Source organism: Enterobacter sp. FW301-JW81 (assembly GCF_058788735.1).
Genome location: NZ_JBYTBA010000003.1, coordinates 71,625 through 87,154 on the forward strand (window position 1 = coordinate 71,625; position 15,530 = coordinate 87,154).

General features: G+C 58.0%; 14 protein-coding genes and 1 other RNA gene. 4 read left to right on the forward strand and 11 right to left on the reverse strand.

Going from position 1 to position 15,530, the window contains the following annotated elements; all coding sequences use genetic code 11:
* Nucleotides 1–18 precede the first annotated feature (18 nt).
* The 8 genes from AC3WOK_RS11350 to AC3WOK_RS11385 all read right to left on the reverse strand — a co-directional run bounded on the left by AC3WOK_RS11350 (nt 19) and on the right by AC3WOK_RS11385 (nt 10,053).
* The gene (locus tag AC3WOK_RS11350) at nt 19–762 is read right to left on the reverse strand and encodes an SDR family oxidoreductase (RefSeq protein WP_492354541.1); all 744 of its coding nucleotides are present in this window, start codon (nt 760–762) and stop codon (nt 19–21) included.
* Nucleotides 763–832: 70 nt separating this feature from the next.
* Nucleotides 833–3,706, reverse strand: a complete 2,874-nt coding sequence (gene gcvP, locus AC3WOK_RS11355; RefSeq protein WP_447856165.1) for an aminomethyl-transferring glycine dehydrogenase — start codon at nt 3,704–3,706, stop codon at nt 833–835.
* Nucleotides 3,707–3,833: 127 nt separating this feature from the next.
* A complete protein-coding gene (gene gcvH, locus AC3WOK_RS11360; RefSeq protein ID WP_014885143.1) occupies nt 3,834–4,223 on the reverse strand; it encodes a glycine cleavage system protein GcvH in 390 nt (129 codons plus the stop codon).
* A 23-nt stretch (nt 4,224–4,246) separates the two neighbouring features.
* Nucleotides 4,247–5,341 (reverse strand): glycine cleavage system aminomethyltransferase GcvT, encoded by a 1,095-nt coding sequence (gene gcvT / locus AC3WOK_RS11365; protein ID WP_063428535.1) that lies wholly within the window; start codon nt 5,339–5,341, stop codon nt 4,247–4,249.
* Nucleotides 5,342–5,739: 398 nt separating this feature from the next.
* Nucleotides 5,740–6,942, reverse strand: a complete 1,203-nt coding sequence (ubiI, locus tag AC3WOK_RS11370; RefSeq protein WP_063428481.1) for an FAD-dependent 2-octaprenylphenol hydroxylase — start codon at nt 6,940–6,942, stop codon at nt 5,740–5,742.
* A 12-nt stretch (nt 6,943–6,954) separates the two neighbouring features.
* A complete protein-coding gene (ubiH, locus tag AC3WOK_RS11375; RefSeq protein WP_447856166.1) occupies nt 6,955–8,133 on the reverse strand; it encodes a 2-octaprenyl-6-methoxyphenyl hydroxylase in 1,179 nt (392 codons plus the stop codon).
* Nucleotides 8,130–9,443 (reverse strand): Xaa-Pro aminopeptidase, encoded by a 1,314-nt coding sequence (gene pepP / locus AC3WOK_RS11380; RefSeq protein ID WP_123138897.1) that lies wholly within the window; start codon nt 9,441–9,443, stop codon nt 8,130–8,132. The genes ubiH and pepP overlap by 4 nt, the downstream gene beginning before the upstream one ends.
* 31 nt (nt 9,444–9,474) lie before the next feature.
* A complete protein-coding gene (locus AC3WOK_RS11385; protein WP_072250677.1) occupies nt 9,475–10,053 on the reverse strand; it encodes a YecA/YgfB family protein in 579 nt (192 codons plus the stop codon).
* A 167-nt stretch (nt 10,054–10,220) separates the two neighbouring features.
* Here AC3WOK_RS11385 and zapA point away from each other — a divergent pair, with 167 nt between their 5' ends.
* From zapA to AC3WOK_RS11400, 3 genes are all read left to right on the forward strand, one after another.
* Nucleotides 10,221–10,550, forward strand: a complete 330-nt coding sequence (gene zapA, locus AC3WOK_RS11390; RefSeq protein ID WP_014071673.1) for a cell division protein ZapA — start codon at nt 10,221–10,223, stop codon at nt 10,548–10,550.
* A gap of 41 nt (nt 10,551–10,591) precedes the next feature.
* A non-coding RNA gene (gene ssrS / locus AC3WOK_RS11395) (6S RNA) lies at nt 10,592–10,775 on the forward strand.
* A gap of 24 nt (nt 10,776–10,799) precedes the next feature.
* The gene (locus AC3WOK_RS11400; RefSeq protein ID WP_063428471.1) at nt 10,800–11,396 is read left to right on the forward strand and encodes a 5-formyltetrahydrofolate cyclo-ligase; all 597 of its coding nucleotides are present in this window, start codon (nt 10,800–10,802) and stop codon (nt 11,394–11,396) included.
* A 96-nt stretch (nt 11,397–11,492) separates the two neighbouring features.
* On the opposite strand, the gene serA is transcribed toward AC3WOK_RS11400, so the two are convergent.
* Together serA and rpiA are read right to left on the reverse strand one after the other, a co-directional pair.
* Entirely contained in the window at nt 11,493–12,725 is a 1,233-nt protein-coding gene (serA, locus tag AC3WOK_RS11405) for a phosphoglycerate dehydrogenase (RefSeq protein WP_047347934.1), read from the reverse strand.
* Nucleotides 12,726–12,992: 267 nt separating this feature from the next.
* Entirely contained in the window at nt 12,993–13,652 is a 660-nt protein-coding gene (rpiA, locus tag AC3WOK_RS11410) for a ribose-5-phosphate isomerase RpiA (RefSeq protein WP_047347933.1), read from the reverse strand.
* Nucleotides 13,653–13,779: 127 nt separating this feature from the next.
* Between rpiA and argP the strand changes: the two genes are divergently transcribed.
* Nucleotides 13,780–14,673 carry a DNA-binding transcriptional regulator ArgP gene (gene argP, locus AC3WOK_RS11415; protein WP_003860089.1) on the forward strand — a complete coding sequence of 298 codons (894 nt, stop codon included), beginning with the start codon at nt 13,780–13,782 and terminating at the stop codon, nt 14,671–14,673.
* 42 nt (nt 14,674–14,715) lie between these two features.
* Here the strand turns inward: argP and AC3WOK_RS11420 are convergent, their stop codons facing one another.
* Nucleotides 14,716–15,447: an oxidative stress defense protein gene (locus AC3WOK_RS11420; RefSeq protein WP_063428467.1), complete on the reverse strand. Its 732-nt coding sequence runs from the start codon at nt 15,445–15,447 to the stop codon at nt 14,716–14,718.
* Between the last annotated feature and the right edge of the window lie 83 nt (nt 15,448–15,530).

Genomic DNA, 15,530 nt, shown 5'->3' on the forward strand with positions numbered 1-15,530 from the left:
AGGGTTAGGGTGAGGGGGTTATTTCCCGCCCGCTAGCTCAATAAAACTTCCCGTCACGTACGACGCCTTCTCGCTCAGCAGCCAGACAATTGCCTGGGCCACCTCTTCCGGCTGGCCGCCGCGCTGCATCGGCAGCAGCGATTTCACGCGATCCACGCGTCCCGGCTCCCCGCCTGAGGCGTGGATGTCGGTATAAATCAGTCCCGGTCGCACGCAGTTTACGCGAATGCCCTGCGCCGCCACCTCCAGCGCTAAACCGGTTGTCAGCGAATCCACCGCTCCCTTGGACGCGGCATAATCCACATATTCACCCGGCGCGCCCAGGCGGGACGCCGCTGACGAGACGTTCACTACCGCCCCGCCCTTGCCGCCATGTTTAAAGGACATGCGCTTTACCGCTTCCCGGCAGCAGAGAAAATAGCCCGTAACGTTGGTCGCCAGGACGCGGTTAATGCGCTCCGCGGATAGATTCTCGATAGTCGATTGCTCAAACAGAATCCCCGCATTATTGACCAGCGCGGTAAGCGGCTCACCTTCACGATCGATACTGTTAAACATAGCCAGCACCTGGGCTTCATCGCTAATGTCTGCGCGAACGGCGAAGGCTTTGCCACCCGCATCGACAATCTGTTTGATAACGTCCGTCGCGGCCTTAATGTTGTGATGGTAGTTCACCGCCACGGTATAGCCTTCGCGTGCCAGCTGCAGCGCGGTGGCTTTCCCAATGCCCCGGCTCGCGCCGGTAACCAGTGCAATAGCCATTCGTTTCTCCCAATAAAAAAGCCGGGTGGCGGCTTCGCCTTACCCGGCCTACATTACTACATCAGCAATATTACTGGTATTCGCTCATCGGCACGCAGGAGCAGAACAGGTTACGGTCGCCGTACACGTCATCAAGACGCTTCACGGTCGGCCAGTATTTGTTTGCCACGCCTGCCGGGAAGACCGCCAGCTCGCGGGAATAGCCGTGGTTCCACTCTGCCACCATTTCGTGCTGTGTGTGCGGGGCGTTAACCAGCGGGTTATCTTCCAGCGTCCATTCGCCGTCCTGCACGCGATCGATCTCCATGCGGATGGCCAGCATCGCGTCGATAAAGCGGTCCAGCTCGGCTTTGCTCTCGGACTCCGTTGGCTCCACCATCAGCGTACCCGCTACCGGGAACGACATGGTTGGCGCGTGGAAACCGTAGTCGATCAGGCGCTTGGCGATATCCAGCTCGCTAATGCCGGTCTGCTCTTTCAGCGGACGAATATCCAGAATGCACTCGTGCGCCACGCGACCGTCGCGGCCGGTATAGAGCACCGGGAAGGCAGACTTCAGGCGAGTCGCAATGTAGTTGGCATTCAGGATCGCCACCTGGCTCGCCTGCTTCAGCCCTTCCGCGCCCATCATGCGGATGTACATCCAGCTGATTGGCAGGATAGAGGCGCTGCCGAACGGTGCCGCAGAGACCGCGCCCTGACGGGTCAGCATGCCTTCGATCTGCACAACGCTGTGGCCTGGGACAAACGGCGCCAGGTGCGCTTTCACGCCGATAGGACCCATGCCCGGGCCGCCACCGCCGTGCGGGATGCAGAAGGTTTTGTGTAGGTTCAGGTGCGACACGTCTGCACCGATAAAGCCCGGAGAGGTAATGCCCACCTGCGCATTCATGTTCGCGCCGTCGAGGTATACCTGACCGCCGAACTGATGCACCACTTCGCACACTTCGCGGATGGTCTCTTCGTACACGCCGTGGGTGGACGGATAGGTCACCATGATGCAGGAGAGCTTGTCGCCCGCCTGCTCGGCTTTCGCGCGCAGGTCGGCCAAATCGATGTTGCCGTTCTTATCGCACGCCACGACCACCACTTCCATGCCCGCCATCTGGGCAGAGGCCGGGTTGGTGCCGTGCGCGGAGCTTGGGATCAGGCAGATATCGCGGTGCCCTTCGTTGCGGCTTTCGTGGTAGTGACGGATTGCCAGCAGACCCGCGTATTCCCCCTGCGCGCCGGAGTTCGGCTGCATGCAGAGCGCGTCATAGCCGGTCAGCTTCACAAGCCAGTCGGAAAGCTGGTTGATCATCATATGATAACCTTCCGCCTGCTCTGGCGGGCAGAACGGGTGAAGCTCGGAGAATTCAGGCCAGGTGATTGGGATCATCTCTGCAGCGGCGTTCAGCTTCATGGTGCAGGAACCCAGCGGGATCATCGCCTGATTCAGCGCCAGATCTTTGCGCTCCAGTGAGTGCATGTAACGCATCATCTCGGTTTCGCTGTGATAGCGATTAAAGACCGGGTGCGTCAGGATGGCATCGTTACGCAGCATGCTTTCCTGAATGGAGCGGCTGTCGAGCGCGACCTCTTTGTCGAGCGCGTCAATGTCCAGACCGTGCGCGTCACCCAGCAGCACGCTGAACAGGTTCAGGATATCGTCGCGGGTGGTGCTTTCATCCAGCGTAATGCCGACGGCGTTGTGGATGTCGCTGCGCAGGTTGATCTCTGCTGCATTCGCACGAGCCAGCACGGCCGCTTTGTCCGCCACGTCCACACACAGCGTGTCGAAGTAGTGGCCATGGCGCAGCTTAAGGCCTTTCTGCTGCAGGCCGCAGGCCAGAATATCCGCCAGGCGGTGAATGCGGCTGGCAATGCGTTTCAGGCCAGCCGGGCCGTGGAACACGGCATACAGGCTGGCGATGTTGGCCAGCAGCACCTGGGAGGTACAGATATTGGAGTTCGCTTTCTCGCGGCGAATATGCTGCTCGCGGGTCTGCATCGCCATGCGCAGCGCGGTGTTACCGGCGGCATCTTTCGATACGCCGATGATGCGGCCAGGCATGGAGCGTTTGAATTCATCTTTCGCGCCGAAGAACGCCGCGTGCGGGCCGCCGTAGCCCATCGGTACGCCGAAGCGCTGCGCAGAGCCGAAGACAATGTCCGCGCCCTGTTTGCCTGGCGCCGTCAGCAGCACCAGCGCCATAAAATCGGCAGCAACGCTGACAACCACTTTACGGGATTTCAGCTCGGCAATCAGCGCGCTGTAATCATGCACCTCACCAGTGGTGCCCACCTGCTGCAACAGCACGCCGAAGACGTCCTGGTGATCCAGCACCTTGTCAGCGTCGTCGACAATCACGTCAAAGCCGAAGGTTTCCGCACGGGTGCGCACCACATCCAGCGTCTGCGGATGCACGTCCGCCGCCACGAAGAAGCGGTTAGCGTTTTTCAGCTTGCTGACGCGTTTTGCCATCGCCATGGCTTCGGCGGCGGCGGTCGCTTCGTCCAGCAGAGACGCGGAGGCGATATCCATACCGGTCAGATCCAGCGTTACCTGCTGGAAGTTCAGCAGCGCTTCCAGGCGGCCCTGAGAGACTTCTGGCTGATACGGGGTGTAAGCGGTGTACCAGCCCGGGTTTTCCAGCATGTTGCGCAGGATAACCGGCGGCAACTGCACGTTGGTGTAGCCCATGCCAATGTAAGACTTATAGCGCTTGTTCAGGCCTGCAATAGCCTTCAGCTCCGCCAGCGCGGCGAATTCCGTGGTGGCTTCCCCCACCTGAGGCGGTGTGGCAAGCTGGATGTCTTTTGGCACAATCTGGCCGATCAGTGCGTTTAATGAATCCGCGCCAACCGTCTTCAGCATCTCCTGCTGTTGCTGAGCATCCGGCCCAATGTGACGTTCAATGAAGGCGCCACGGTTTTCAAGCTGGCTTAAAGTCTGTGTCATGAGCGATGGTTCCTGAAACGTGCAGTGAATCGTAGTTATCTGTAACGCTGTTGCCCGGTGGCGCTAACGCTTACCGGGCCTACGTTGACCTGTAGGCCGGATAAGCGCAGCGCCATCCGGCAAAACGTTATTCGTCTTCCAGTAGGGCTTCGTACGCGGTCGCATCCAGCAGCGCGGCAACCTGCGATTCGTCGCTGGCTTTGATCTTGAAGATCCAGCCGCCTTCATAAGGCTCGCTGTTGACCAGCTCCGGGGAGTCGCTCAGCGCGTCGTTGACGGCGACAATTTCACCGCTTACCGGTGCGTAGATGTCGGATGCCGCTTTTACGGACTCCGCCACGGCGCAGTCGTCGCCTGCGCTGACGGTTGCGCCTACTTCAGGCAGGTCAACAAACACCATGTCGCCCAGCAGCTCCTGTGCGTGCTCGGTGATCCCTACGGTGTAAGTGCCGTCCGCCTCTTTGCGCAGCCACTCGTGTTCTTTGCTGTATTTCAGTTCTGCTGGCACATTGCTCATTGAAGTTCTCCTGATAAAAATGATTAGGCGACCGGCTTACCGGCGCGAACAAAAATCGGTTTGGTTACGTTGACCGGCATTTCACGGTTGCGGATTTGCACCACCGCCGTTTCGCCAATGCCTGCCGGCACGCGTGCCAGTGCAATACTGTAGCCCAGCGTCGGGGAGAAGGTTCCGCTGGTGATCACGCCTTCGCGGTGATTGCCGTCGGCATCGGTAAAACGTACAGGCAGTTCACCGCGCAGCACGCCCTTCTCAGTCATCACCAGGCCCACCAGCTGTTCAGTGCCTTTTTCGCGCTGCATCTCCAGCGCTTCACGGCCAATAAATTCACGGTCAGCCGGTTCCCACGCGATGGTCCAGCCCATATTGGCCGCCAGCGGTGAAACACCCTCATCCATCTCCTGACCGTAGAGGTTCATGCCCGCCTCCAGACGCAGCGTATCGCGCGCGCCAAGGCCCGCAGGCTTCACGCCCGCTTCCACCAGCGCACGCCAGAAATCAGCAGCCTTCTCGTTTGGCATCGCAATTTCGTAGCCCGCTTCACCGGTGTAGCCGGTGGTGGCGATGAACAGATCCCCCGCCTGTACGCCGAAGAACGGCTTCATGCCTTCTGTGGCTTTACGCTGCTCGTCGTTGAACAGAGACGCGGCTTTCGCCTGCGCGTTCGGCCCCTGCACGGCGATCAGCGACAGATCGTCACGGACGGTGATGTCGATGGCGTAAGGTTCGGCGTGTTGGGTGATCCAGGAGAGGTCTTTTTCGCGGGTGGCGGAGTTTACAACGAGGCGGAAGAAATCTTCAGTGAAGTAATAGACGATGAGGTCGTCAATCACGCCGCCGGAGGCATTCAGCATGCCAGTATAGAGCGCTTTACCCGGCGTCTTCAGTTTGGCGACGTCATTTGCCAGCAGATAGCGCAAAAACTCCCGGGTGCGGCTGCCGCGCAGATCGACAATTGTCATGTGGGACACGTCGAACATACCGGCATCGGTGCGCACCGCGTGGTGCTCATCAATCTGCGAGCCGTAGTGCAGCGGCATCATCCAGCCGTGGAAGTCCACCATGCGGGCGCCGCATAACACGTGTTGTTCGTACAAAGGAGTCTGTTGAGCCATCTTGTCCTCGTTGAAAAAATTCACCGTGAAACCCGGTATCGGCCCCGTTATCAGGCACCGACGCAAACGTTCTCTTTTACCTGAACTTACCACCGAAACCGGCGGTTAACCATAAGGTAAAACGGGTCATCACATTAGCTTATGACCAAAAAACGCTAAAAAGCCTACAGAGTTATTCACTGGAAAAATGCGATTAAACCCGCACAAAATTAACATCACGCTAACAGGATTTAGCACATGGTGATATTTCATGCGGAAAAATGGGCCGAATTTCCGTGACGGGAAAAACACGACATTAGATTATCTAATGCGAAAAAAGCAGTGAAATTAGATTATTTCAAACGAGGGAATTTCCCCGGCGCAGAGGCCGGGAAAATAAAGTGTGACGGGGGTCTAAATTAGCGTAGCCAGTCCGGCAGGTCGTTAAGACCCATTGCCTGGCGAAGGAGCTGAGGCTTAACACCCGGAAGGGTATCGGCAAGCTTGAGGCCGATGTCGCGCAGCAGTTTTTTCGCCGGATTAGCACCGGCAAACAGCTCGCGGAAGCCCTGCATACCCGCCAGCATCATCGCCGCGCTGTGCTTGCGGCTGCGTTCGTAGCGACGCAGATAAAGATGCTGGCCGATGTCCTTCCCTTCGCGATGCAGGCGACGCAGTTCTTCCACCAGCTCCGCCGCATCCATAAAGCCAAGATTAACGCCCTGCCCGGCCAGCGGATGTATGGTGTGAGCCGCATCTCCTACCAGCGCCAGACGGTGCGCCGCAAACTGGCGCGCGTAGCGGCCGGTTAACGGGAAGACCTGCCGCTCGCTTTCAAGCGTGCACAGCCCAAGACGATTATCAAACGCCACGCACAGTGCCTGATTGAAAGCATCAGGGGTAGCCTCCTGCATCAGCCGGGCTTTTTCCGGCACCAGCGACCAGACAATCGAGCACAGGTGCGGATCTGCAAGCGGCAGGAACGCCAGAATGCCGTCGTTGTGGAAAATCTGCCGCGCCACGCCGCCGTGCGGCTCTTCGGTGCGGATCGTCGCGACCAGCGCGTGATGACGGTAATCCCAGTAGGTCAGCGGAATATCCGCTTTGTTGCGCAGCCAGGAGTTCGCGCCGTCAGCCCCCACTACCAGACGTGCGGTCAGCATGTCGCCGCTTTGCAGGGTGATAAACGCCTCGTTTTCGCCCCACGCCACCTGCTGGATTTGCGCGGGTGCCATCAGGGTAATATCGCTACATGACTGCGCCTTTTGCCACAGCGCATGATGGATAACGGCATTCTCGATAATGTGGCCAAGGTGGCTATAGCCCATGCTTTCATCATCAAAAGCAATATGACCGAAGCTGTCTTTATCCCACACTTCCATGCCGTGATAGCAGCTGGCGCGCTGCGCCACGATATCCGACCAGACGCCAAGGTGCGTCAGCAGCTTTTCGCTGGCTGCATTAATGGCCGAGACGCGCAGTTCCGGCGGCGCATCCTGGGCTACGGGCTGAGGCTGCTTTTGCTCCAGCACCGCCACGCGCAGGCCGCTGCCCTGTAAGCCACAGGCCAGCGCCAGTCCTACCATACCGCCGCCAACGATGGCGACATCAACATTTTGCACGGTGATAACTCCTTAACGCGCGACCCAACCAAGAGTCCGCTGCGCCAGCACGTCACGTGCCGGAATGAATAATTCCATCGCCATCAGCCCGAGGTTGCGGCCCGCAACCAGCGGCGCCCAGCGATTGGCAAACAGATGAACCAGGCCATCGGTGACGCCAATCGTCGCCTCTTTATCCGCCTGGCGGCGCTTCTGGTAATGGCTGAGCACCGGGTATGCGCCACAGTCTTTTTGCTCGTCCCACGCCTGAGAAAGCGTTTCCGCCAGACTCATCACGTCGCGTAACCCAAGGTTGAACCCCTGACCGGCGATAGGATGCAGCGTCTGCGCGGCATTCCCGACAAGCGCCAGACGATGGGAGATGGACTGCGAGGACGTGGTCAGCGAAAGCGGGTATACCGTCCGCTTGCCTGCATGGGTAATACGCCCCAGCCGCCAGCCAAAGGCTCTTTGCAGCTCGGTACAAAAACGTTCGTCTGACCAGGCCTTAACCTCTTCAGCCCTATCCTGCGGGTGGCACCAGACCAGGGAGCAGCGCCCATCCGACATCGGCAGCATCGCCAGCGGGCCGTGCTGCGTAAAGCGCTCAAACGCCCGGCCGTTATGTTCGGCTGCGGTAGAAACGTTCGCAATGACCGCCACCTGCCCGTAAGGCTGCTGACGCCACTCTACGCCACACTGGGCACCGAGCGCCGAGCGCGAGCCGTCCGCGGCAACCAGAAGCTGGCCATCAAGCACGGTGCCGTTTTCCAGCGTCACGCTAACCAACGCTTCACTTCGGCTTACGCTTGCCACGCGCGCCGGACAATGCAACGTGACCCCCGGCGCGTCCTGAAGCAGGCGGAACAGGCGTAATCCTACGTCGTGTAGCTCAACGACCTGACCCAGGGCATCAATACGGTAATCCTGCGCGTCCAGCGTGACAAAGCCTGCATGGCCGCGATCGCTGACGTGAACGGTACCGATCGCAGTGGCTCGGTCGGCTATCGCCTGCCAGATACCAATGCGCGAAAGCTGCTGGCACGTCCCCTGCGCCAGCGCAATGGCGCGGGCATCAAAACCGGGGTGGTTCGACGCCTCTGGCGCAACGGCCTCCACCAGGTGCACCGGCAGCTGCCCCTTCGTCAAATGCGAAATGGCCAGCGCCAGCGTGGCTCCGGTCATGCCGCCGCCCACGACGATCACGCTCATGCGCGCGCCGCTGCCATCAGCGCCTCGATATCGTCAGCGCTTTTCACGACGCTCGCGGTCAGGTTTTCGTTCCCGCTTTCGGTAATGACAATGTCGTCTTCAATACGGATGCCAATCCCGCGGTACTCTTCAGGCACGTCGGCATCCGGGGCGATATAGAGACCAGGCTCCACGGTTAACACCATGCCCGGCTCCAGCACCCGCGAGCGGTCAGTGCCGTAAGCCCCAACGTCATGCACGTCCAGCCCCAGCCAGTGGCTCAGGCCGTGCATGAAGTAAGGTCGATGCGCATTTTCAGCAACCAGGGTCTCCACATCGCCTTTCAGGATGCCGAGCCTGACCAGGCCGGTAATCATGATGCGCACCACTTCGCCAGTCACTTCCTGCATGGAGGTACCCGGACGATACAGCCTGAGCGCCGTTTCAAGCGATTCCAGAACGATGTCGTAAATCGCTCGCTGCGCCGGTGAGAACTTACCGTTCACCGGGAAGGTGCGGGTGATGTCCCCCGCGTAGCCCTGATACTCGCAGCCGGCATCGATGAGCACCAGATCGCCGTCGCGCAGCGCACTTTCGTTTTCGGTGTAGTGCAGAATGCAGCCGTTTTCCCCGCCGCCGACAATGGTGTTGTAGGAGGGGTAACGCGCGCCGTGGCGGTTAAATTCGTGGTGAATTTCGCCTTCAAGCTGGTATTCGAACATGCCGGGACGGCACTTCTCCATGGCGCGAGTATGCGCCAGGGCGCTGATTTCGCCCGCACGGCGCATCACGTTCAGCTCTTCTTCAGACTTGAACAGGCGCATCTCATGCACCACCGGACGCCAGTCAGTGAGAGTTGCGGGCGCGGACAGGTTCTGCCGCGAGCCCTTGCGCAGCTTATCCAGCGCGGTGAAAACAATCTCATCGGCGTACGCATATTCGCCCTGCGCGTGATAGAGCACGTCGAGGCCGTTAAGCAGTTGATAGAGCTGCTGGTTGATTTCGCTAAACGCCAGCGCGCGGTCAACGCCCAGCTTCGCCGGTGCGGCCTCCTGTCCCAGGCGGCGGCCAAACCAGATTTCGGCCGTCAGATCGCGCACGCGGTTGAATATCACGCTGTGGTTGTGGGTGTCATTGCTCTTAATCAGCACCAGTACCGCTTCCGGCTCGTTAAAGCCGGTGAAGTACCAGAAATCGCTGCTCTGGCGATAGGGATATTCGCTGTCGGCGCTGCGCGTCACTTCGGGCGCAGCAAAAATCAGCGCCGCGCTGCCCGGCTGCATTTTCGCCAGCAGCGCCTGACGGCGGCGCGAATACTCTTGACTCGAGATAACCATGACACCCTCCTGTGCGTTATTTTTCTTAATGTAAGGTTGGCTTGCGGACTTCCGGCGCGGTCGGCTGCGAGCGCGTAAAGTTGTCGTGGCACAGCAGTGCCGCCACGCGCACGTACTCGATAATCTCCTCGAGAGACATTTCCAGCTCTTCCTGGTCTTCGTCTTCATCGTAGCCAAGCTGGGCAATGTTGCGCAGATCGTCGATCGCTTCACCCGCTTCGCCGGTCACTTTATCCAGTTTAGGCTGCGTGACGCCCAGACCCAGCAGATAGTGGTTTACCCAACCCGCCAGCGCATCGGCGCGATCGAACACGCTGACGTCGTCGCCTTCAGGCAGATAAAGCTGAAAAAGAAAGCCATCGTCTTCCAGCGAATCGCTGATGGCGGCGTGCATTTTACGCAGCGCTTCCGCCAGCTCGTGACCAAACGCCAGCCCTTCATTCGTGAGGTCGTGGATCAGCGGCTGCCATGAGCTGTCGCTGTTTCCGCCACACAGCATGCCACTGATCAGACCGTGCATTTCGGCAGAGGTTAAACCGATTCCCTGCTGGTTCAGTAACTGGTTTAAATCCTTGTAACCAGGCATTTCGTTCTGTATAGACATGAGCATTCGTCATCAAAGGGGGAAGTTTCATGATATGCTACCACTTTGGACCCTGGTGATACCAGAAAAGGGCTTGTATCTTCACATCAGGGTAGCTATAGTGTCGCCCCTTCGCAGCCCCCGGGGCAGTAAGCGAAGGCAGCGCAGTCAATCAGCAGGAAGGTGGCATGTCTGCACAACCCGTCGATCTCCAGATTTTTGGCCGTTCACTGCGAGTGAATTGTCCGCCTGAACAAAGGGATGCTTTGAATCAGGCAGCGGACGATTTGAATCAGCGGTTGCAAGATCTAAAAGAACGCACTAGAGTCACAAATACTGAGCAGCTGGTTTTCATCGCCGCGTTGAACATCAGCTATGAACTGACTCAGGAAAAAGCGAAGACCCGCGACTACGCGGCAAGCATGGAGCAACGCATTAAAATGCTCCAGCAGACCATAGAACAGGCATTGCTTGATCAAGGTCGCACTCCCGAAAGACCGGGACCAAAGTTTGAATAACACTTCTCAGTTGACTATGGTAGAGTAACTGTGAAGACAAAATTTCTCTGAGATGTTCGCAAGCGGGCCAGTCCCCTGAGCCGATATTTCATACCACAAGAATGTGGCGCTCCATGGTTGGTGAGCATGCTCGGTTCGTCCGAGAAGCCTTAAAACTATGACGACACATTCACCTTGAACCAAGGGTTCAAGGGTTACAGCCTGCGGCGGCATCTCGGAGATTCCCTCTCTTTTCTTCTACCGACTACCATGACTCAACTTCCTGAAGTTTCCGCTTCACGCCAGGACATCCGTCAGTTAATCCGTCAACGCCGCCGTGCGTTAACCTCCAATCAGCAAGCGCATTTTGCCCAGCAGGCTGCCGCCCGTATGATGGCTTACCCCCCTGTCGTTATGGCGCATACTGTTGCCCTGTTTCTCTCGTTTGACGGCGAACTGGATACCCAACCGCTCATCGAGCAACTCTGGCGCGCCGGGAAGAAGGTTTATCTGCCGGTGCTGCATCCGTTCAGCGAAGGCAATCTGCTGTTCCTGCACTATCACCCGCACAGCGAGCTGGTGGTGAACCGTCTGAAAATCACCGAGCCGAAACTCGACGTGCGCGACGTACTCCCGCTGGCAGAGCTTGACGTGCTGGTCACGCCGCTGGTGGCGTTTGATGAGCAGGGTCAGCGCCTGGGAATGGGCGGCGGTTTTTACGACAGGACGCTGCAAAACTGGCAGCAGTACGGGCTACAGCCGGTGGGTTATGCGCATGATTGTCAGGGCGTGGAGGCGTTGCCGGTGGAGAAATGGGATGTGCCGTTGCCGGCGGTGGTAACGCCCAGTAAAACCTGGACCTGGTAGAATAAAGCCGGGTGGCGCTTACGCTTACCCGGCCTACAAAACCTCAACGTAGGTCGGGTAAGGCGCAGCCGCCACCCGACACCACAGACCGCACGATCAGTACAGCAGACGCGCGCGAATCGTCCCCGGAATGGCCTTCATGCTCTGCAGCGCTTTCTCGGCAACGTCTTCATCCGCTTCGATATCAATAACCACGTAGCCCATCTGCGAGTTGGTTTGCAGATACTGCGCGGCAATGTTGACGCTCTGCTCGGCAAAGATCTGGTTGATGGCGGTCAGCACGCCCGGACGGTTTTCGTGAATGTGCAGCAGACGACGGCCGCCGTGCAGCGGCAAAGACACTTCCGGGAAGTTCACCGCAGAGAGCGTAGAGCCGTTGTCGGAGTATTTGCTCAGTTTGCCCGCCACTTCCAGACCGATGTTCTCCTGAGCTTCCTGAGTTGAACCACCGATGTGCGGCGTCAGGATCACGTTATCGAACTCGCACAGCGGAGAGGTAAACGGATCGCTGTTGGTCGCTGGCTCCGTCGGGAAGACGTCAATCGCCGCGCCCGCCAGATGCTTGCGTTTTAGCGCATCACACAGCGCCGGAATATCGACAACCGTACCGCGCGCGGCGTTGATCAGCAGCGAACCCGGCTTCATCAGCGCCAGCTCTTCCGCGCCCATCATGTTTTTGGTGGAGGCATTTTCCGGCACGTGCAGGCTGACCACATCGCTCATGTTCAGCAGGTCAGAAAGGTGTTGAACCTGGGTCGCATTGCCCAGCGGCAGTTTGCTTTCAATGTCGTAGAAAAAGACATGCATCCCGAGAGATTCCGCCAGGATGCCCAGCTGCGTACCGATATGGCCGTACCCGATAATCCCCAGCTTTTTACCGCGCGCTTCGAAAGAGCCAGACGCCAGCTTGTTCCACACGCCACGGTGCGCTTTGGCGTTAGCTTCAGGAATACCGCGCAGCAGCAGCAGCAGCTCGCCAATCACTAACTCCGCCACGGAACGGGTGTTGGAGAACGGGGCGTTAAATACAGGAATACCGCGCTTAGCGGCTGCATTCAGGTCAACCTGGTTGGTACCAATGCAGAAACAGCCGATGGCGACCAGCTTTTCCGCCGCGGCAATCACATCTTCAGTCAGGTGGGTACGGGATCGCAGGCCAATGAAGTGGGCATCACGGATGGACGCTTTCAGCTCTTCGGTATCCAGCGCGCCTTTGTGAAATTCGATGTTGGTGTAACCCGCTGCGCGAAGGCTATCGAGTGCTTTTTGATGCACGCCTTCTACCAGCAGAAATTTAATCTTGTCTTTCTCCAGTGATACCTTTGCCATTTACCCGACCCTGTATTTTATCTGAACTGTTGTTGTGCTGGATTGAAATCCGCTGTAGCCAACATATCAAAAAAAACTATTGCAGCAATATGAACGTTTGCGTCGGCACTCTGAAGAAAAGTCATACAGGGCAAAATGGCAGAGGAAAATGCTACGGAATTTTACGTACGTGGCAGGATCGGCAAACGAGGCATAAAAACGTGACACAAGTCACCGAATTTAGCTTTTCAAAATATTTTTAGCGGGGGGAGGACTCCCCCCGTCAGATCATTTTACGATGGTTTTCACGCCGTCAGCCGTACCAATCAGCGCGACATCCGCGCCACGGTTGGCGAATAACCCTACGGTTACTACGCCTGGAATGCCGTTGATGGCGTTTTCCAGCGCAATCGCGTCGAGAATTTCCAGACCGTGAACGTCGAGGATCACGTTGCCGTTATCGGTCACCACGCCCTGGCGATATTCCGGACGCCCGCCCAGTTTTACCAGCTCGCGCGCCACGGCGCTGCGCGCCATCGGGATCACCTCGACCGGCAGCGGGAAATTACCCAGAATATCGACCTGTTTGGAGGCATCGGCGATGCAGATGAATTTATCCGCAACGGAGGCGATGATTTTTTCACGCGTCAGCGCCGCACCGCCGCCTTTGATCATCTGCATATGGCCGTTGATCTCATCGGCGCCATCAACGTAAATGCCCAGACGGTCAACTTCGTTCAGATCGAAAACGGTAATGCCGAGGCTTTTCAGCTTTTCCGTGGAAGCATCAGAGCTGGACACCGCGCCCTCAATCTGCCCTTTCATCGTGCCCAGCGCATCGATAAAGTGTGCCGCCGTCGACCCGGTACCAACTCCGACAATGGTACCCGGCTGTACGTACTGGAGAGCGGCCCATCCTACTGCTTTTTTCAGTTCATCCTGCGTCATGATCGTTTTGCCTGTGGTGTGAAAACTCAGGGCGCATTATAGAACACGTCGAATGGAATTCGTCTGCCACGAAGGGAAAATTGTGTCATAGTGCAGATTAAGCAAAATTAAGGAGCCAGCCAGAGCAATGAAACGTCCGGACTACAGAACACTACAGGCACTTGATGCAGTTATTCGTGAACGAGGTTTTGAGCGCGCGGCGCAAAAGCTTTGCATCACGCAGTCCGCCGTATCGCAGCGTATCAAACAGCTTGAAAACATGTTCGGCCAGCCACTGCTGGTGCGTACCGTGCCGCCTCGCCCAACGGAACAAGGGCAAAAGCTCCTTGCCCTGCTGCGTCAGGTTGAACTGCTGGAAGATGAGTGGCTGGGTGACGAACAAACGGGCTCAACGCCGCTGCTGCTCTCGCTGGCGGTCAACGCCGACAGTCTGGCAACCTGGCTGCTGCCGGCCCTTGCGCCGGTCTTAGCAGATTCCCCTATCCGCCTGAATTTGCAGGTTGAAGATGAAACCCGTACCCAGGAACGCCTGCGTCGCGGTGAAGTGGTCGGGGCGGTCAGTATCCAGCCTCAGGCGCTGCCAAGCTGCCTGGTGGATCAGCTGGGCGCGCTGGATTACCTTTTTGTCGGTTCAAAAGCCTTTGCCGAGCGCTATTTCCCCAACGGCGTGACCCGCGCCGCGCTGCTGAAAGCGCCTGCCGTAGCGTTCGACCATCTGGACGATATGCACCAGGCGTTCCTGCAGCAAAACTTCGATTTGCCGCCGGGCAGCGTGCCGTGTCATATCGTTAACTCGTCCGAAGCGTTTGTGCAGCTTGCGCGCCAGGGCACCACCTGCTGCATGATCCCGCATCTGCAGATTGAGAAAGAGTTGAAAAGCGGTGAGCTGATTGACCTGACGCCGGGGCTGTATCAGCGCCGGATGCTCTACTGGCACCGTTTTGCGCCGGAAAGCCGCATGATGCGCAACGTCACCGACGCGCTGCTGGCGTTTGGGCATAAGGTGTTGAGGCAGGATTAAAAAATAAGCCGGGTGGCGGCTTCGCCTTACCCGGCCTACAGATTACTGAGCCGGTTTCGGCTGTGCTGCAACAGGCTCCAGCTGGAACACCACATCCACCTGATCGTCGAACTGGATCGTTGGCTGCTCGTAAGTTTCCTGAGCGGATACCGGCGCCGCATCGGCCTTCATCATCCGCACCATCGGGCTTGGCTGGTAGTTAGAGACGTGGTAACGCACGCTGTATACCGGGCCGAGCTTGCTCTTAAAGCCAGAAGCCAGCTGTTCCGCCTGGTGAATGGCATCGTTAATCGCCGCTTTACGCGCTTCGTCTTTGTATTTCTCAGGTTGCGCAACGCCCAGCGACACGGAACGGATTTCGTTCAGTCCCGCCTTCAGCGCACCGTCCAGCAAGGCGTTCAGCTTATCCAGCTGGCGCACGGTCACTTCAACGGTACGCACGGCACGGTAGCCTTTCAGGATGCTTTTGCCATTCTGGTAGTCGTAATCGGGTTGAGTGCGCAGGTTAGCAGAGTTGATATCTTTTTTACCGACACCATTCTGCTCGAGGAATGAGAGATATTGCGCAACACGATCGTCAGCCTGTTTCTTGGCTGACGCCGCATCTTTCGCAGCCACATTCACTTCAATTGCCAGCGTTGCAACATCGGGTACCGCATCCACGCTTGCGGTGCCTGAAGTGACGATGTGCGGGCCATCCGGCAGTTCACCAGCCTGAACAGATACCGCACCCAAACTTACTAATGCCGCCAGGGCCATCACTTTAAACTTCACTGTTATTCCTCCATGTTGCAAAGAGTGCCCGATAACAGGGCGCATGCCAGCAAGCTTAGCGGGTCTTGCTCAGTTGTCCATAA